We start from the raw sequence: 16,916 nt of genomic DNA, 5'->3' as shown, positions 1-16,916 counted from the left end.
CCGGTGCCGCCCGCCGCCGCCCGGACGCGCCCGTGCTCGGCCGCCGCGCCGCTCGCGGTCAGCGGGCGACGAGGTCGGCGGCGACGCGACGTGCGTGGGCGATCACGGCGGCGAGCCCCCGGCCGGCCACGGCGCCGCCGACGCGGACGACGCCGTCGGGCAGGGACGAGGAGGCGCCCACCGCCTCCTGTGGGAGGGGCGCGGACCACTCGACGCGCGCCGCGTCCTCGACCGTGGCGGGGTCGAGCGACAGCCCGAGCAGCACCGATGCGTCAGCGAGCGCCGTGGAGCGCAGCTCGTCGTCGCTCGTGGCCGCCGTGACGACCGGGGAGTCGTAGCTGAGCCGGAGGACGTGCCGACCGTCGGCCCGCTCCGCGAGCCACGGCCACTTCGCCGTCGCGTGGGTGAGCGCCTTGGCGCGCACGCCGTCGGCACCGGGCGCTACGAGCACCCCGGTGCCGCGGGGCGCCGCGTCGAGGCGGTCGTCGCACAGCACGAGCGTGGCCAACGTGATGAGTCCCGCGGCGTGGGCCGGACGGCCGCCGAGGACACGCCCCGCGCCGTCGCCGACGGCGAGCACGACGACGTCGGCCTCGAGGCGCTCGGGCGTCGGCCCGTGCTCGTCGTGTGCGACGTCGTCGCTGCCGGTCAGCGTCACCGAGCGGGCGTCGAGCACTGCGACGTGGGCGCCGAGCCGCACCTCGACGCCGAGGCGGTCGAGCTCGGCGACCAGCGCCTCCGCCAGGCTCGCCATGCCGCCGCGCAGCCCGGCGACCGCGGAGCCCGCCGGCGCGAGCGCCCGCACGCTGAGGACGGCCGCGGCCAGCGAGCCCTCCCGCCGCAGCGCCGCCCGGAGGCCGGGGGCGACCCGGTCGACGGAGAGCAGGTCGGGGTGCACGGAGTGGACCCCGCCGATGATCGGGGTGACGAGCCGGTCGAGCACGGCGTCGCCCATCCGCACGCGGACGAGGCCGCCGACCGAGGTCTCGTCAGCGCCGACGTCCCCCGCCGCCGCGTCGAGCCGCGCCGCCTCGGCCGTGCCCGCCGCGCCGACGACCGCGACGACGTCGTCGGCCGTCAGGTCGCCGGGGATGCCGAGCAGGCCCGTGCGGGGCAGGGGGAAGGCCTGTCCGGCGCCGTGCTGCACCCAGGCCCCGCGCGGGTCGGGCAGCACGACGTCGCCGCCGAGCCCGAGCTCGTCGAGGTACGCCTGCACCGTGCCGCCGCGCGTCGCGAAGCTCTCGGCGCCGGCGTCGAGGGGCAGGCCGCCGACGACGTGGCGGCCGACCTCTCCGCCGAGCCGGTCCGAGGCCTCGACGAGCGTGACCGCGACGCCGGCCGCCGCGAGGTCGCGCGCGACGACGAGGCCGGCGACGCCGCCGCCCACCACGAGGGCGCGCTGCGCGGCCGCCCCGGAGGAGCGGGTCGCCTCGGTCACGGTCGCGCGCCTCCTACAGGGTGTGGGCCAGGGTGACGATGCGGGTCAGCACGTCGGGGTCGGTGTCGGGCCCGACGCCGTGGCCGAGGTTGAGGACGTGCGCGGGTGCGGCACGGCCCCGGCGGACGACCTCTCGGACGTGCGCCTCGAGCACCGGCCAGGGCGCCTGCAGCATCGCCGGGTCGATGTTGCCCTGGACGGGCACGCCGCCGCCGAGTCGCCGCGAGGCCTCGTCGAGCGGGATGCGCCAGTCGACCCCGACGGCGTCGACCCCGACGCCGTGCATGGCGCTCAGCACCTCGCCGCTGCCGACGCCGAAGTGGATGGTCGGGACGTCGAGGTCGGCGACGTGCGACAGCGCGCGGGCCGAGAACGGCGCGACGTGCTGCTCGTAGTCGGACAGCGACAGGCTGCCGACCCACGAGTCGAAGAGCTGGGCGGCGCTGGCCCCGGCGAGCACCTGGGCGCGGAGGAACGCCCCGGTCACGTCGGCGGCCCAGCCGAGCAGGGCCTGCCACGTCTCGGGGTCGCTGTGCATGAGGGCGCGGGCGCGGATGTGGTCCTTCGACGGTCCGCCCTCGACGAGGTAGGCGGCCAGCGTGAAGGGGGCGCCGGCGAAACCGATCAGGGGGGTGTCGCCCAGCTCGGCCACGGTGCGGGCGACGCCCTCGGCGATCGGGGCGAGCGCCTCCTGCTCGAGGGGACGCAGCGCGGCGACGTCGTCGGGCGTGCGGATCGGCTGGTCCAGCACGGGACCGCGCCCGGCGACGATGTCCACGCCGACCCCCGCGAGCTTGATCGGCACGACGATGTCGCTGAAGAAGATGCCGGCGTCGACGCCGTGGCGACGGACGGGCTGCAGGGTGATCTCGCTCGAGAGCGCCGGGTCGAGGCAGGCGTCGAGCATCGCCGTGCCGACGCGCAGCGCGCGGTACTCGGGCAGCGAGCGGCCGGCCTGGCGCATGAACCAGACGGGCAGCACCTCGGGCCGGTCGCCGCGCAGGGCACGGACGAGGGACGAGGAGGCGGTGCGGCCGGAGAGGAGCGGGTGCGTGTCGGGCAGGGTCACGTGCCCCATTGTCCCACCCGCCCGCTGGGCAGCGCCGGGATCGAGGTGACGCGGCCGAGGGGTGCGCGTCGGACGCACTCCCCCGGAGCGTCACCTCGATGTCCGCTCGAGGTCAGATCGAGGTCAGACCGAGATCAGACCGCGACGACCATCTTGCCGACGTTCTCGCCGCGCATCAGGCCGGTGAACGCGTCGAACGCCGAGTGGATGCCCTCGACGACGGTCTCGTCGTGCACGACCTCGCCGGCCGCGAGCCACGGGCCCATCTCGGCCTGGAACGCCGGAGCGACGTGGCGGTAGTTCCCGAGCGTGAAGCCCTTGAGCATCAGGCCGCGGGTCACGATGTTCGTGGTGCCGGTGATCCCGACGGGCGCGCCGGTCGCGTTGTAGCCGGCGATCGAGCCGCAGAGCGCTGCCCGGCCGCCGTCCTTGAAGCTGGCCAGCGCGGCCGACAGGTGGTCGCCTCCGACGTTGTCGAAGTAGAGGTCGATGCCGTCGGGCGCGGCCTCGGCCAGCAGCTCGGCGACGTCGCCGTCCTTGTAGTTGAACGCGGCGTCGAAGCCGTACTTCGAGGTGAGCAGCTCGACCTTCTCCGCGCTGCCGGCGCTGCCGATCACGCGGGAGGCGCCCTTCAGACGGGCGATCTGGCCGACCATCGTGCCGACCGCACCGGCGGCGCCCGAGACGAAGACGACGTCGCCCTCGCGGATGCCCGCGATCTCGGTCAGCCCGACGTAGGCCGTCAGGCCGGTCAGGCCGAGCACGCCGAGGTAGGCCGAGAGCTCGACGCCGGGCGCCGGCTCGACGGCCCGGAACGACGAGGAGGCGCCCTGCGCGACGTCGCGCCAGCCCAGGTCGTGCTGCACCACCGTGCCGACGGGCAGGTCGTCGGAGGCGGACGCGACGACCCGGCCGATCGCGCCGCCGGTCATCGTCTCGCCGAGGGCGAAGGGCGGCACGTACGACTTCACGTCGTTCATCCGGCCGCGCATGTACGGGTCGACCGAGAGGAACTCGTTGGCCACGCGCACCTCGCCCGCCGAGAGCGCGGGCAGCTCGACCTCGACCTCGCGGACGTCGTCGGTGGTCGGCTCGCCGTGCGGGCGGGCGACGAGCTGCCACTGGGTGCTCGTGGCGGTGCTGCCGGCGTCGGTGGTGCGGGTGGTGCCTTCGGTCATGGTGGTGCTCCTCTGGTCGTGCGGGGCCCCGGTGATGCGAGGCCGTCTGCCAGGCTGACAGGCACCTCCTGAACGCGCGCTGCGGAATGTGCAGCCTGTGCACGGATCACCTGCGCACAGCCTCGACATCGAGGCAACCCCCGGGTTCGACCGGCGCATGAGAGTTATCATCGACGGGTGCTCATCTGCCTCACGGCGTCCCACCGGAACGCCAGCTTCGACCTCCTCGAGAAGTTGAGCATCGGCGCACCCTCCGCGGCGAGCACCCTGGTCGACGCGAACGACTTCGTGGGCGGGGCCGTCGTGCTCGCGACCTGCAACCGGTTCGAGGCCTACGTCGACGTGGAGGAGCCCCTCACGGCCGCCGCCTCCGTCGCGGTCGAGGCCACCATCAGCACCATGAGCGAGGCCAGCGGCATCGAGGCCGACGAGATGCGCGACAACGTCCGCGTCATCACCGGCGACGAGGTCGTCGAGCACTTGTTCGCCGTGAGCTCGGGCCTCGAGTCGGTCGTCATCGGCGAGGACGAGATCTCGGGCCAGGTCCGCCGGGCCCTCGAGGCCGCACGGACGCGCGGCACGACGTCGCGTGACCTCGAGCGGCTGTTCCAGAAGGCGTCCCAGACCTCGCGTGGGGTCAAGAACCGCACCAACGTCGGCGGAGCCGGGCGCTCGCTCGTCCGCCTCGCCCTCGAGCTCGCCTCGTCGCGGGTGACCGACTGGTCGCAGGCGCGCGTGCTCATCGTCGGCACCGGCCAGTACGCCGCCACCACCGTGGCCGCGCTGCGCGACCGGGGCGCGGGCGACCTGGCCGTGTTCTCGGCATCGGGCCGCGCCTCCTGGTTCGGGCTCAAGCACGACCTGCGTCCCTTCGACGACCTGGCCGAGGCCATCTCGTGGAGCGACGTGCTCATCACCTGCACCTCGACCACCGAGCCCGTCGTCGTGCCCGAGGTCGTCGACGCGTCGCGCCGCCTCGTCATCGACCTCGGCCTGCCCCGCAACGTCGACCCCCTCGTCGCCCGCGTGCCCGGGGTCGAGCTGCTCGACCTCGAGACGATCAGCCTGCACGCCCCGATGGCCGAGCTGACCGCCGCCGACGACGCCCGCGCACTCGTCTCGAGCGCTGCCGCCGAGTTCCACGCCGTCGCGGCCGAGCAGTCGCTCACCCCGGCCGTCGTCGCGCTGCGTCGCCACGTCTTCGACGTGCTCGACGCCGAGATCGAGCGCGCCCGGTCGCGCGGCGACTCGTCCGAGCGCACGGAGTCGGCGCTGCGCCACCTGGCCGGCGTGCTGTTGCACACCCCGTCGGTCCGGGCTCGCGAGCTCGCCCGCGAGGGGCGCGGCGAGGAGTTCCGTGACGGCCTCGAGTCGCTGTTCGGCCTCACCGACACCCGGGCGGCCGCCGTCGAGCCCGCCGTGCTGCGCCCTGCCGACGACGAGCGGCTCCGCCACCGCGACGTCGGCTGACGCGCCCCCGCACCTCCGCTCTGCTCTGCTCTTCCTCCCCGCAATGTGCGCGTGATCCGGTGGTGAGGGCCTCGAGACAGCAGCGTGTCGGGGTGTGCCAACGCAGATCACTCGCGTCTCGAGGGTCGTATCGCGAGCGCCGCTCCGTGGTGCCCGAGGATGGGGGGATGGACCCGATCGTCGTCAGTGCGCTCGTGCTGGTGCGCGACCGCCGCCTCCTCATGGTCACGGCTCGCGGACGCGACGTGCTCTACCTCCCCGGCGGCAAGCAGGAGGCAGGCGAGACCGGCGAGGACGCCCTCGTCCGCGAGACCCGCGAGGAGGTCGGTCTCGAGCTCGACCGCTCGTCGCTCCGCGAGCTCGGCGCCGTCCGGACCCAGGCCCACGGCGAGCCCGAGGGGCGCGAGGTGCACATGCGCCTCTGGTCGGCGAGGCCGACGGACGACGGAGCCGAGCCGTCGCCTTCGGGCGAGATCGGCGCACTGCACTGGGTCACGTCGGCGGACGTGGACCGGTGCCCTCCCGCCGGCGTCGAGACCCTGCGCGTCGCGGTCGAGCTCGACCTGATCGACTGAGCTGAGCTGAGCTCGCCCCCGCCCCTGGGCCCGGCCCGCCCTGCTGTTGCCGCTGCCGCTGCCGCTGCCGCTGCCGCTGCAGAACCCGACCTCGAGTGCTGCAGCGACGGGATCTCCCCCTGTTGCAGAGCCTTAGAGGGCCGAACGGTCGGCATTTGCTGGTCGGCATTTGCTGGGCGGGATGTGCCGGGTGGCACCTGCGAGACGGGAGTGAATGGGGCGGGCAGGCCGACCGCGCGCTAGCGGACGCGTGCGAGCAGGTCGACGCCGACCGCTCGGGCCGCGGCGAGCACCCGGAGGCGGCGCTCGAGCGTGAGGTCGTCGAACGTCATCGTCACGGCGTAGGCCACGCCGCCCCGCGGCCCGCGCAGCACCCCGAGCTCGGAGCGGACACCGCGGTCGCTGCCCACCGCGTTGACGAGCTGCAGGTCGTGGTCGGTCCGGCGGTGCGAGACGGGGTCGAGGCCGAGGGGCGCCGCGACGAACGACAGGTCGACCCCGAGCGACAGCCAGCCGAGCACCCGGCTGCTGACCGCGGACCCGACCACCTGCCCCTGCGCGAGCAGGGCCGTCAGCTGGGCGAGTTCCCGGGTCGAGCCGACGGAGGGGGCAGGCGCGTCGTCGGGACCGCGCTCGGACCGGATCTCGTCGAGCAGTGCGGTGTCGCGCACGCCCAGGTCGTCGGCCCTGGCCCTGACCGCCTCGAGCCCGACCCTGGCGAGCAGCGCGTTGACGGCGGCGGGGTCGCGCACGGCCCCGACGAGGGCGGCCGCGTCGGTGACGGCCAGCCGACGTCGCTGCAGGTACGACCAGATGCCACCGCCGCCGAGGGCAGCCCGGCTGCCCGGACCGGCGATGCGCTCGAGCTCGTCGAGGGCGCCGAGCTGACCTGCCTCGATCTGCGCGCTGACCTCGATCAGCAGCAGCACGGCCCCGAGCTGTCCGACGGGCAGCACGACGCGGTCGTCGACGGCGAGCAGCTCGGTACCGTCGTCGAGGTCCCAGACCGACGCGGAGACCGTCACGCCCTCGGCCGCGAGGTCGCCCAGAGCCGTCAGCGCTCCCCCGAGACCCGCCGGCGGCGAGGGCGGCGCGTGCCGCCCTGCCTCGACCGCCTCGTCCGCCCGACTGCTGTGCCGGCCGGGCCGGCCGGGCCGACCCGGGACTCCCTGACCGGACAGCCCCTCGTGCTCAGGCTGCCCCTCGTGGTCGGGCTGCCCCTCTCGACCGGGCAGATCCTCCCGGCCGATCGGGCCCTCCGCGGGCGGCACGGCTACCAGATCGTGACGCGCTGCTCGGCGGGGAGCCAGAGCGCGTCGGACTCCGTCAGCTCGAACGCGTCGTAGAAGTCGTCGATGTTGCGCACGATCTGGTTGCAGCGGAACTCGTTGGGCGAGTGCGGGTCGATCGACAGCAGCCGGATCGCCTCCTCGTCGCGGAGCTTGATCTGCCACGCCTGCGCCCAGCTGAGGAAGAAGCGCTGAGCCCCCGTCATCCCGTCGATCACGGGCGCCTCGGCACCGTCGAGCGAGATCAGGTAGGCGTCGTAGGCGATGGACAGCCCGCCGAGGTCGCCGATGTTCTCGCCGATCGTGAGCGCGCCGTTGACGTGGTGCTCGGGCACCTGTGCCGGGGCGAGGGCGTCGTACTGCGAGATGAGCGAGGTCGTGAGGCGCTCGAAGGCCTCGCGGTCGGCCGGCGTCCACCAGTCGGTCAGCTTGCCGTCGCCGTCGTACTTCGAGCCCTGGTCGTCGAAGCCGTGGCCGATCTCGTGGCCGATCACGGCGCCGATCGCACCGTAGTTGGCCGCGGCGTCGCGGCTCGCGTCGAAGAAGGGGAACTGGAGGATGGCCGCCGGGAACACGATCTCGTTGAAGCCGGGGTTGTAGTACGCGTTGATGGTCTGCGGCGTCATGAACCACTCGTCGCGGTCGATCGGCTGGCCGATCTTGCCCAGCTCGCGGTCGAAGCCGACGACGGCCGAGGCCCGGACGTTGCCGACGAGGTCGCCGGGGTCGACCTCGAGGGCCGAGTAGTCGCGCCACTTCACGGGGAAGCCGATCTTGGGCGTGAACTTCTCGAGCTTGTCGAGGGCGCGCGCCCGCGTCTCGTCGGTCATCCACGACAGGTCGGCGATGCTGCGACGGTAGGCCTCGACGAGGTTCTCGACCAGCACGTCCATCGCCTCCTTCGCCTCGGGCGCGAAGTGGCGCTCGACGTAGATGCGGCCGACGGCCTCGCCCATGGCGCCCTCGACGAACGAGACGCCGCGCTTCCAGCGGGCCCGCTGCACGGGGGTGCCCGTCAGGGTGCGCCCGTAGAAGTCGAAGTTCGCCTCGACGAAGGCCGACGACAGGTACGCGGCGAACGAGCGGACGACCTGCCAGCGCAGCCAGTCCTGCCAGGCCGGGAGCTGCTCGTCGGTCATCAGCCCGGACAGGCCCGTCACGAACGAGGGCTCGCGCACGACCACCTCGTCGAAGACGCCGGCGGGCGCGCCCACCGCGTCGCGCCACACGTCGAGGTCGACGCCCTCGGCGAGCGCGGCGGCCTCGGACCACGGCAGCAGGTTGTAGGTCGCGTCGCTGTCGCGGGTGGCCACGTTGTCCCAGTGGTGCGAGGCGATGGCCGTCTCGAGCTGCATCACGCGCGAGGCCCGCTCGTCGGCGTCGTCGAGGCCCGCGAGCCCCAGCATGCGCGAGACGAAGGCAACGTAGGAGGTGCGGATCGCCTCGCTCTTCTCCTCGCGGTAGTAGGACTCGTCGGGCAGCCCCAGGCCGCCCTGCTCGACCTGCACGACGTACCGCGTGGGGTCGCCCGGGTCGTTGTCGACGAAGAGCTGGACGAAGCTCGCGACGCCCTGCTTCTCGAAGGCGCCGACGAGGCGGAGCAGCCCGGGCACGTCGTCGACGGACGCGACCGTCTCGAGGAGCGGGCGCAGCGGCTCGGCGCCGAGCGCCTCCACCCGGGCCTCGTCGGTGAAGCTGGTGAACAGGTCGCCGACCTTGCGTGCCTCGGTGCCCGGCTCGGCCGACTGCGACTCGTGCACGATGTCGCGGACCGCCGCCTCCGCCTCTTCTGCGAGGAGGTAGAAGGAGCCGTAGCGCGCCTTGTCGTCGGGGATCTCGGTCCGCTCGATCCACCGCCCGTTGACGTGGCGGAACAGGTCGTCCTGGGGGCGCACACCCGGGTCGAGCTCGTCGGTGGTGATGCCGGAGGACAGCGCGTCGGTCGTCATGTCCGCCAGCCTAGGCGGGGCCGGCGACGCCGCGCCCGACGCGGCAGGGCCTGTGCAGAGCGCCCTGCCCCTCCACAGGCGCGGTGCAGGAAACGAGCAGGAAACAGCGCGCCGCTACAGTTCTGCCCATGGCACTCCCCTGGGCACTGCACGGCGACGGCAAGACGGTCGACTCCACCGAGATCGTCGCCCCGGAGGAGCGGCTCACCTGGCCGCGCACCATCGGCCTGGGCGGTCAGCACGTCGTCGCCATGTTCGGCGCGACGTTCCTCGTGCCGATCATCACAGGCTTCCCGCCGAGCACGACCCTGCTCTTCTCGGGCATCGGCACGCTGTTGTTCCTGATCATCACGAAGAACAAGCTGCCGAGCTACCTCGGCTCGTCGTTCGCGTTCCTCGCGCCCATCGGCGCCGCGACGGCGGTCGGCGGGATCCCGCTCGCGCTCAGCGGGATCATCGTCGTCGGCGCCCTGCTGGCGATCGTCGGCGTCGTCGTGCACCTGGCCGGCACGCGCTGGATCAACACGCTGCTGCCCCCGGTCGTCAGCGGCGCCATCGTCGCCCTGATCGGCTTCAACCTGGCGCCCGCGGCGCGCGACAACTTCGCGCAGGCCCCGCTCACCGCCGTCATCACGCTCGCCGCCGTGGTGCTGAGCGCCGTGCTCTTCACGGGCCTGCTCGGCCGCCTGTCGATCTTCGTCGGCGTCGTCGTCGGCTACGTCGCCGCCGTGCTGCTCGGCGAGGTCGACTTCAGCGCCGTCGGCGACGCCGCCTGGATCGGGCTGCCGACCTTCACGGCGCCCGCGTTCGACCTGGCCCAGCTGCCGATCTACCTCGGGTTCCTGCCCGTCGTGCTCGCCCTCATCGCCGAGAACGTCGGCCACGTGAAGGGCGTCGGGCAGCTCACGAAGCGCGACCTCGACCCGCTGACCGGCCGTGCCCTCTTCGCCGACGGCCTGAGCACCGTGCTCGCCGGTCTCGGCGGCGGCTCGGCGACCACCACCTACGGCGAGAACATCGGCGTGATGAGCGCCACGCGCGTGTTCTCGACCGCCGCGTACTGGGTCGCGGGCGTCGTCGCGATCCTCCTCGGCCTCTCGCCCAAGATCGGCGCCGTCATCTTCACCATCCCGCCAGGGGTCCTCGGCGGCGTCACGACGGCGCTCTACGGCCTGATCGGCGTCATCGGCATCCGCATCTGGGTCGAGAACGAGGTCGACTTCAGCCGCCCGAAGAACCAGCTGACGGCCGGCGTCGCCCTGATCATGGGCATCGCCGACTTCACCTTCGCGCTCGGCGGCGCGAGCTTCGGCGGGATCATCCTCGGCACCGTCGCCGCCATCGTCGTCTACCACCTGATGACCGTGGTCGGCCGCCTCCGCGGCACCGACTAGACGTGCGCCTCCGGTCGCCGCTCGACCGCGAGATCCTCCGCCTGGCCCTGCCCGCGCTGGGTGCGCTCGTGGCCGAGCCGCTGTTCCTCCTCACCGACACGGCCCTCGTCGGGCACCTCGGCTCCGTCCCGCTCGCGGGCCTGGGCATCGCGAGCGTGATCCTGCAGACGGCGCTCGGCCTGCTGATCTTCCTCGCCTACGCGACGACCCCGACAGTCGCTCGGCGCCTGGGCGCGGGCGACCGTCGCGGGGCGATCCGCGCCGGCGTCGACGGCCTCTGGTTCGCCCTGTTCGTCGGCGTCGCGATCGCCGTCGCCGGCGCGTTCGTCGCCGAGCCGCTCGTCGGCCTCTTCGGGGTCGACGCCGACGTGGCCCGCGCCGCCACGACGTACCTCTCCGTCTCGCTGATCGGCCTGCCGGGCATGCTGGTCGTCATCGCGGCGACGGGTCTGCTCCGCGGCCTGCAGGACACCCGCACGCCCCTCGTCGTCGCCGGCGTCGGGTTCGCGGCCAACGCCGCCCTCAACGCGCTGTTCCTCTACGGCTTCGGCTGGGGCATCGCCGGCTCCGCGGCGGGCACCGTCGTCGCGCAGTGGGGCATGGCCGCCGTCTACGTCGTCATCGCCGTCCGGGCGGCACGCGACGTCGGCGCCGACCTCCGTCCCGGCCTCGCCGGGGTGGGCCGGACCGCCCGCTCGGGCGCGTGGCTGCTGGTGCGGAACGCGGGCCTGCGGGCCGCGCTCGTCGCGACCGTCGCGGCAGCCGCCTCCTCGGGGGTCGCCGGGCTCGCCGTGATCCAGATCGCGCTGACGCTGTTCAGCACGCTCGCGTTCGCCCTCGACGCCCTCGCGATCGCGGGCCAGGCGATGGTCGGGCACGCGCTCGGCCAGGGCGACCCCGAGCGCGTGCGGGCGATCACTCGGCGGCTGATGCTGTTCGGCGTCGGGGGCGGCGTGCTGCTCGGCGCCCTGCTCGCCGTGCTCGCCCCGGTGCTCGCGCCCGTCTTCAGCAGCGACGAGGGGGTGCGCGCACTGCTGCCCTCGGTGGTGGTCGCGATGGCCGTCGGGATCCCGCTGGCCGGCTTCGTCTTCGTGCTCGACGGGGTGCTGCTCGGCGCCGGCGACGCCCGCTACCTCGCCGTCGCCAGCGTCGTCAGCGTGCTGGTCTACCTCGCGCTGCTGCTCCCGGTGGAGGCGCGGGTCGGCCCCGGCACGGCCGGTGCGGTCGCGCTCTGGCTCACGTTCGGCCTCGGCTACATCGGTGCCCGTGCGGTCACGCTCGGCCTGCGCGCCCGCACCGACCGGTGGATGGTGGTCGGCGCGCGCTGACCGGCGACCGAGCGTCAGGCGCGCGGCGGAGCCGTCGTCGAGCCCGGGCGGAACACGCTCGTGAAGATCGTGCCCGTGGCGGCCTCGCCCGCGAGCAGCGCGAGCACGGCTCGACCGGCCGCGCGGCCCTTCTCGACCGCGGGCTGCACCACGGTGGTCAGGTCGGCGGCCCGGGGGTCGTCGAGCCGAACCCCGTCGTAGCCGACGACGCTGAGGTCGCCGGGCACCGAGAGGCCGAGGTCCGCCGCCGCGGCGATGACCCCCGAGGCCAGCAGGTCGCTCTGGGCGATGATCGCCGTCGGGCGCTCGGACGCGGGCACGTCGAGCAGCTGCGTGCCGGCGCGGTGCCCCTCGGACGTCCAGCTGCCGCGCGTGACGAGCCCGCCGGCGTCGGGGTAGACCAGGCGCGTGCCGCGCAGCCGCTCGAGTGCAGGCCAGGTCGTGCCCGCCGCGACCCGTGCGTCGGTGATGTCCCCGGTCTCGCGACCCGGGCCCAGCTCGAGCGCGACGACGGCGACGCGGCGGTGGCCGAGGTCGTGGAGGTGCTGCGCCAGCAGCCGGGACGCGCCCACGTTGTCCTCGCCGATGTCGAGGACGCCCTCCATCGGCGGCGCCTCGATCGACACCAGCGGGATCCCGCGACGTCGCACCGTCGACACGGAGGCATCGAGGCGCGTGCTGCAGCCGAACAGCACGAGCGCGTCGACCGGGGCGTCGAGCAGGCGGGTGTGCTCGCCCTCGGTCTCGGTGAGCAGCAGCAGGCTGTTGTCGGCCGGGCCCGTGACGTCGGCGATGCCGTCGAGCATCGCCACGTTGATCGGGTCGCGGAAGGCGTTGCTCAGGGTGTCCTCGAGGACGGCGCCGACGATGCCCGAGCGGCCGCGGCGCAGCGACCGGGCGCGGGGGTCGGGCCCGCCGTAGCCGAGGTCGGCGGCGACGGCCAAGACGCGGCTGCGCGTCTCGTCCGAGACGGGGCCGGCACCGCTGAAGGCCAACGAGGCGGTGCTCGCGCTGACCCCGGCCGCCCGCGCGACCGCGGCGAGGGTCGGCCTCGCGGCGACGTCGCCCTCTGCCCGGCTCATGGGCCGCAGCCTAGCCGACGGAGCCGGGCCCACGGCCGTCGGCCGCCGCGCCCGCGACCGGGCCCGCCGGGCCCCTGGCGGTCGCCGCCCCGACGCCCTACGCTGGCGATCGAATCGATTCGAACACCGACGTCCGAGGTGACACAGCCATGACCGCCGCCCCCGCCGACCAGCGCACCTACGACGGCGGGCTCACCCGTCGGCAGGTGGTCGCCTGGCGGAACGCCCTCTTCGTCGTCTTCGGCCTGTCCGGCCTGGGCATCGCGACCTGGCTCGGCCGCGTGCCCGCCGTCCGCGACGCGCTCGACGCCAGCACTCTCGAGATGGGGCTGCTCGTCACCGGGCTCAGCGTCGGGTCGATCGTGGGCATCACGCTCTCGAGCCACGTCATCGCGGCCGTCGGTGCCCGGCGTGCCGTGCTCGGCTCGCTCGTCACGGCGGCCGCGGGCCTCGTCGCCGCAGGCCTCAGCGTCGACCTCGGCGCGGGGTTCCTCGGCATCGTGGTCGGCCTCGCGGTCTTCGGCCTCGGCAACGGGCTGTGCGACGTCGCGATGAACGTCTCGGGCGCCGCCGCCGAGCGGGTGCTCGGCCGCACGGTCATGCCGCTGTTCCACGCCGCCTTCAGCCTCGGCACGATGGTCGGCGCGCTCCTCAGCGCGGCGGCGGAGGCCGCCGGCGTCCCCGTCGCCGTGCACGTGTCGCTCCTCGCCGTCGTGCTCGCCGGCGTCGCCGTCGTGGTGACCCGGCAGATGCAGTCGGAGGACCTCGGGCACGCGACCTCGGACGACGAGCCAGCAGGCGCCTCCTCGGGGTGGCGCTCGCGCCTGGCGGTCTGGACGACGCCGGGCACCGTGCTGATCGGCCTGATCGTGCTCGGGATGGCGACGGCCGAGGGGTCGGCGAACGACTGGCTCGCCCTCGCGATGGTCGACGGCCACGGCCTCAGCAACTCGGGCGGGGCCGTCGTGTTCTTCGTCTTCGTCACGGCGATGACCGTCGCCCGCGTGGCGGGGTCTCCGCTGCTCGACCGCTTCGGACGCGTGGTGATGCTGCGGCTGTCGGCCGTGGCCGCCGTCCTCGGGCTCACCCTCGTCATCGTCGCCCCCGCGCCGTGGCTCGCCGTCGTCGGCGTCGTCGCGTGGGGGCTCGGCTCGGCGCTCGGGTTCCCCGTCGGGCTGTCCGCAGCGGCGGACGACCCGCGCGTCGCCGCCGCACGCGTGAGCGCCGTCGCCACGATCGGCTACGTCGCGTTCCTGGCGATGCCGCCCCTGATCGGCTTCCTCGGCGAGCGCCTCGGTCTGCTGAACGGCCTCTGGGTCGTGCTCGCCCTGATCGCCGTCGCGGGCGTCGCCTCGGGCGCTGCTCGCGAGACCGCCCGCCGCTGACGCGGCCCCGCCCGGCCGGACCGTAGGATCGTCGGGTGCGTCTCGTCATTGCCCGCTGCTCGGTCGACTACGCCGGCCGGCTCAGCGCCCACCTCCCCCTCGCCACCCGCCTGCTCATGGTCAAGAGCGACGGCAGCCTGCTGGTCCACTCCGACGGCGGCAGCTACAAGCCGCTCAACTGGATGAGCCCGCCGTGCACCCTGACCGTGCTCGAGCCCGACGCCGACCAGCAGGAGGCGGGGGTCGTCGAGCTCTGGAAGGTCACGCAGGCGAAGACCGCCGACATCCTCGTCGTGTCGATCCACGAGGTGCTGCACGACTCGTCCCACGAGATGGGCGTCGACCCCGGGCTCACGAAGGACGGCGTCGAGGCCGACCTGCAGAAGCTGCTCGCCGAGCAGATCGACCTGCTGGGCGAGGGGCACGTGCTCGTCCGCCGCGAGTACATGACCGCGATCGGGCCGGTCGACATCCTCGCCCGGGACGCCTCGGGCGCCGCCGTTGCCGTCGAGCTCAAGCGCCGCGGCGACATCGACGGGGTCGAGCAGCTGACGCGCTACCTCGAGCTGATGAACCGCGACCCGCACCTGGCACCCGTCACCGGCGTCTTCGCGGCGCAGGAGATCAAGCCGCAGGCCCGCACCCTCGCGCACGACCGCGGCATCCGCACCCTGCTGCTCGACTACGACGCGATGCGCGGGCTCGACGACTCGCACTCGCGTCTGTTCTAGCGGCTCCGGCCGCGGCCGGAGCTCCGCGGCGCTCCTAAGCTGGAGGGGATGACTCCCTCCTACACCGCCGTCCTGTTCGACCTCGACGGCACCATCGCCGACTCGGCGCCGGCGATCACGGCCAGCCTCGCGCACACCATCGCCTCGCTCGGCCTGCCCGTGCCCGAGCAGTCCGAGCTGATGGCGTGGGTCGGCCCGCCCCTGCCGCAGAGCTTCGAGGTGCGCCTCGGCCTGACCGGCGACCGACTGGCGGAGGCGATGCGCACCTACCGCGCGCACTACCTCGCGAACGGCGCGCTCGAGGGCGAGATCTTCCCCGGGGTCCGCGACCTGCTCGCCAGCGTGCACGCCGCGGGGCTGCCCACGTCGACCGCCACCTCGAAGCCCGAGACGCCGGCCACCAAGATCCTCGAGGCGCACGACCTCGTGCAGTACCTCGACCTGATCACCGGGGCGTCCGACGACGAGGTCCGCAACACGAAGGCCGACGTCGTCGCCGAGGCCCTCCGCCGCCTGCGCGAGCGCGGCGCCGACGTCTCGCGTCCGGTGCTGATCGGCGACCGCCACCACGACGTCGAGGGCGCGGCCGAGCACGACGTGCCGACCATCCTCGTGACCTGGGGCTACGGCGAGCCCGCCGAGCACGTCGGTGCCGTCGCCGTCGCCTCCGACGTGCGCGAGGTGGCCGATCTGCTCGGCGTCGAGCTCGTCACGGCACCCGTGCGCGGCGCGGCGTGAGGCAGGCCGGCTCGGCCGCGGTCCGCTCGCCCGCCGCCTGGCTGCTCACCCTCGCGATCGTCCTCATCGCGCTCAACCTGCGCGGCCCCATCGTCGCCACGGCGCCCGTGCTCGGCCAGATGAGCGCCGACCTCGGCCTCACCGCCGTCGTCGCCGGGCTGCTGACCAGCATCCCCGTGCTCTGCTTCGCCCTCGCGAGCCCGCTCGCCTCGAGCCTGATCGTCAAGGTCGGCGCCGAGCGCGCCGTCAGCATCGGCCTCGCCGGGGTCCTGCTGGGCACCGTGCTGCGCGCCCTCGGCACCTCGTCCTGGCTCTACGTCGGCACGATCGTCATCGGCATCGCGATCACCGTGGGCAACGTCGTGCTCCCGGTCATCATCCGGCGCGACTACACGCCCGAGCGAGCGGGCTTCGTCACGGGCATCTACACGTCGGCGCTCAACGTCGGGTCGATGATCACGTCGCTGGCGACCGCGCCGATCGCCTCGGTCGTCGGCTGGCCGGCCGCGCTGGTCGGCTGGGGGCTGCTCGCCGTCCTGGCGGTGGCCGTGTGGGCCGTCGCGGTCGGTCCGCGGGTCGCGCTCGGCGTGGGGGCACGTGACGTGGGCGGGGCGGTCGACGCAGGAGGCGCCTCCTCGGCCGACGTCATGACCGGCGGCATCGACGTGGTCGAGACCGCGGCCCACGAGGCCGACGCGGAGGCGCGGCGACGGCCGCTGCTGCGCCGCTGGACCACCTGGGGCCTCACGCTCGCCTTCGCCGGCCAGGCCTTCGCCTACTACGGGCTCACCGCGTGGATGCCCACGCTGCTCGGCGACGAGATCGGCCTGACCCGCGAGGCCGCCGGCGCGAGCTCGTCGGTGTTCCAGATCATGGCGGTCGTCGGGGCGATCGGCGTCCCGCTGCTCGCCCTGCGCTGGCGCCCGTCCGCGGTCATCGCGCTGATCGGCGTGCTCTGGACGGCCATGCCGCTCGGCCTCTTCTTCGCGCCCGAGCACTGGCTGATCTGGTCGATCTTCGGCGGCGCGGCCCAGGGCGGCGGCATCACGATCATCTTCATCGTGATCGTGCGGATGGCCACGACCGGCGACGACGCCCGCCGCCTCTCGGCCCTCGTGCAGGGCGGCGGCTACGCCATCGCCTCGCTCGGGCCGCTGGCGATCGGCGGCCTGCACGACGCCTCCGGCGGGTGGGAACTGCCGATGGTCGGGATCTTCGTGTCGGTGCTCGTGCTCGGGATCAGCGGCGTGCTGTCGGCGCGACGCGTCCGCTGAGCCGGCGGGTCCCCGT

General features: G+C 74.1%; 14 protein-coding genes. 8 read left to right on the top strand and 6 right to left on the bottom strand.

Features of this window, described 5'->3' with window-relative positions; all coding sequences use genetic code 11:
* Nucleotides 1–58 precede the first annotated feature (58 nt).
* The 3 genes from EDF18_RS08395 to EDF18_RS08385 form a co-directional block, all read right to left on the bottom strand.
* Nucleotides 59–1,438: an NAD(P)/FAD-dependent oxidoreductase gene (locus tag EDF18_RS08395; protein WP_304982825.1), complete on the bottom strand. Its 1,380-nt coding sequence runs from the start codon at nucleotides 1,436–1,438 to the stop codon at nucleotides 59–61.
* A gap of 13 nt (nucleotides 1,439–1,451) precedes the next feature.
* On the bottom strand, nucleotides 1,452–2,516 hold the full coding sequence (gene hemE / locus EDF18_RS08390; RefSeq protein WP_123547433.1) for a uroporphyrinogen decarboxylase: 1,065 nt from the start codon (nucleotides 2,514–2,516) through the stop codon (nucleotides 1,452–1,454).
* A 125-nt stretch (nucleotides 2,517–2,641) separates the two neighbouring features.
* Nucleotides 2,642–3,685 carry an NADP-dependent oxidoreductase gene (locus tag EDF18_RS08385; RefSeq protein ID WP_123547432.1) on the bottom strand — a complete coding sequence of 348 codons (1,044 nt, stop codon included), beginning with the start codon at nucleotides 3,683–3,685 and terminating at the stop codon, nucleotides 2,642–2,644.
* 177 nt (nucleotides 3,686–3,862) lie between these two features.
* Between EDF18_RS08385 and EDF18_RS08380 the strand changes: the two genes are divergently transcribed.
* Nucleotides 3,863–5,155 carry a glutamyl-tRNA reductase gene (locus EDF18_RS08380; protein ID WP_123547431.1) on the top strand — a complete coding sequence of 431 codons (1,293 nt, stop codon included), beginning with the start codon at nucleotides 3,863–3,865 and terminating at the stop codon, nucleotides 5,153–5,155.
* Between the two features lie 167 nt (nucleotides 5,156–5,322).
* The gene (locus EDF18_RS08375; RefSeq protein WP_123547430.1) at nucleotides 5,323–5,730 is read left to right on the top strand and encodes an NUDIX domain-containing protein; all 408 of its coding nucleotides are present in this window, start codon (nucleotides 5,323–5,325) and stop codon (nucleotides 5,728–5,730) included.
* Between the two features lie 239 nt (nucleotides 5,731–5,969).
* Here the strand turns inward: EDF18_RS08375 and EDF18_RS08370 are convergent, their stop codons facing one another.
* Together EDF18_RS08370 and EDF18_RS08365 are read right to left on the bottom strand one after the other, a co-directional pair.
* Nucleotides 5,970–6,755 carry a serine hydrolase gene (locus EDF18_RS08370; RefSeq protein ID WP_233569072.1) on the bottom strand — a complete coding sequence of 262 codons (786 nt, stop codon included), beginning with the start codon at nucleotides 6,753–6,755 and terminating at the stop codon, nucleotides 5,970–5,972.
* Between the two features lie 248 nt (nucleotides 6,756–7,003).
* Entirely contained in the window at nucleotides 7,004–8,968 is a 1,965-nt protein-coding gene (locus EDF18_RS08365) for a M13 family metallopeptidase (protein WP_123547429.1), read from the bottom strand.
* Between the two features lie 128 nt (nucleotides 8,969–9,096).
* On the opposite strand from EDF18_RS08365, the gene EDF18_RS08360 reads away from it, so the two are divergent.
* Both EDF18_RS08360 and EDF18_RS08355 read left to right on the top strand, forming a co-directional pair.
* Nucleotides 9,097–10,362 (top strand): uracil-xanthine permease family protein, encoded by a 1,266-nt coding sequence (locus EDF18_RS08360; protein WP_123547428.1) that lies wholly within the window; start codon nucleotides 9,097–9,099, stop codon nucleotides 10,360–10,362.
* Between the two features lie 2 nt (nucleotides 10,363–10,364).
* The gene (locus EDF18_RS08355) at nucleotides 10,365–11,690 is read left to right on the top strand and encodes an MATE family efflux transporter (protein ID WP_233569071.1); all 1,326 of its coding nucleotides are present in this window, start codon (nucleotides 10,365–10,367) and stop codon (nucleotides 11,688–11,690) included.
* A 14-nt stretch (nucleotides 11,691–11,704) separates the two neighbouring features.
* Here EDF18_RS08355 and EDF18_RS08350 read toward each other — a convergent pair whose 3' ends face one another.
* Nucleotides 11,705–12,772 carry a LacI family DNA-binding transcriptional regulator gene (locus tag EDF18_RS08350; RefSeq protein WP_123547427.1) on the bottom strand — a complete coding sequence of 356 codons (1,068 nt, stop codon included), beginning with the start codon at nucleotides 12,770–12,772 and terminating at the stop codon, nucleotides 11,705–11,707.
* A gap of 149 nt (nucleotides 12,773–12,921) precedes the next feature.
* Between EDF18_RS08350 and EDF18_RS08345 the strand changes: the two genes are divergently transcribed.
* The 4 genes from EDF18_RS08345 to EDF18_RS08330 are packed head-to-tail and all read left to right on the top strand — an operon-like array spanning nucleotide 12,922 to nucleotide 16,900.
* Nucleotides 12,922–14,157 carry an MFS transporter gene (locus EDF18_RS08345; RefSeq protein ID WP_123547426.1) on the top strand — a complete coding sequence of 412 codons (1,236 nt, stop codon included), beginning with the start codon at nucleotides 12,922–12,924 and terminating at the stop codon, nucleotides 14,155–14,157.
* 35 nt (nucleotides 14,158–14,192) lie between these two features.
* Nucleotides 14,193–14,888, top strand: a complete 696-nt coding sequence (gene nucS, locus EDF18_RS08340; protein ID WP_123547425.1) for an endonuclease NucS — start codon at nucleotides 14,193–14,195, stop codon at nucleotides 14,886–14,888.
* A gap of 48 nt (nucleotides 14,889–14,936) precedes the next feature.
* A complete protein-coding gene (locus EDF18_RS08335) occupies nucleotides 14,937–15,626 on the top strand; it encodes an HAD hydrolase-like protein (RefSeq protein ID WP_123547424.1) in 690 nt (229 codons plus the stop codon).
* A complete protein-coding gene (locus EDF18_RS08330; RefSeq protein ID WP_123547423.1) occupies nucleotides 15,623–16,900 on the top strand; it encodes a CynX/NimT family MFS transporter in 1,278 nt (425 codons plus the stop codon). Before EDF18_RS08335 ends, EDF18_RS08330 begins: the two co-directional genes overlap by 4 nt.
* Nucleotides 16,901–16,916 lie beyond the last annotated feature (16 nt).

This window comes from Frigoribacterium sp. PhB107 (assembly GCF_003751515.1).
Classification (GTDB): domain Bacteria; phylum Actinomycetota; class Actinomycetes; order Actinomycetales; family Microbacteriaceae; genus Frigoribacterium.
This window is presented reverse-complemented; position numbering and strand designations above follow the sequence as displayed.

What these genes read in the sequence shown, in the direction of transcription:
- EDF18_RS08350 (WP_123547427.1), bottom strand. Translation starts at nt 12,772, where the DNA reads ATGAGCCGGGCAGAGGGCGACGTCGCCGCGAGGCCGACCCTCGCCGCG.
- EDF18_RS08360 (WP_123547428.1), top strand. Translation starts at nt 9,097, where the DNA reads ATGGCACTCCCCTGGGCACTGCACGGCGACGGCAAGACGGTCGACTCC.
- EDF18_RS08385 (WP_123547432.1), bottom strand. Translation starts at nt 3,685, where the DNA reads ATGACCGAAGGCACCACCCGCACCACCGACGCCGGCAGCACCGCCACG.
- hemE (WP_123547433.1), bottom strand. Translation starts at nt 2,516, where the DNA reads ATGGGGCACGTGACCCTGCCCGACACGCACCCGCTCCTCTCCGGCCGC.
- EDF18_RS08335 (WP_123547424.1), top strand. Translation starts at nt 14,937, where the DNA reads ATGACTCCCTCCTACACCGCCGTCCTGTTCGACCTCGACGGCACCATC.
- EDF18_RS08345 (WP_123547426.1), top strand. Translation starts at nt 12,922, where the DNA reads ATGACCGCCGCCCCCGCCGACCAGCGCACCTACGACGGCGGGCTCACC.
- EDF18_RS08375 (WP_123547430.1), top strand. Translation starts at nt 5,323, where the DNA reads ATGGACCCGATCGTCGTCAGTGCGCTCGTGCTGGTGCGCGACCGCCGC.
- EDF18_RS08365 (WP_123547429.1), bottom strand. Translation starts at nt 8,968, where the DNA reads ATGACGACCGACGCGCTGTCCTCCGGCATCACCACCGACGAGCTCGAC.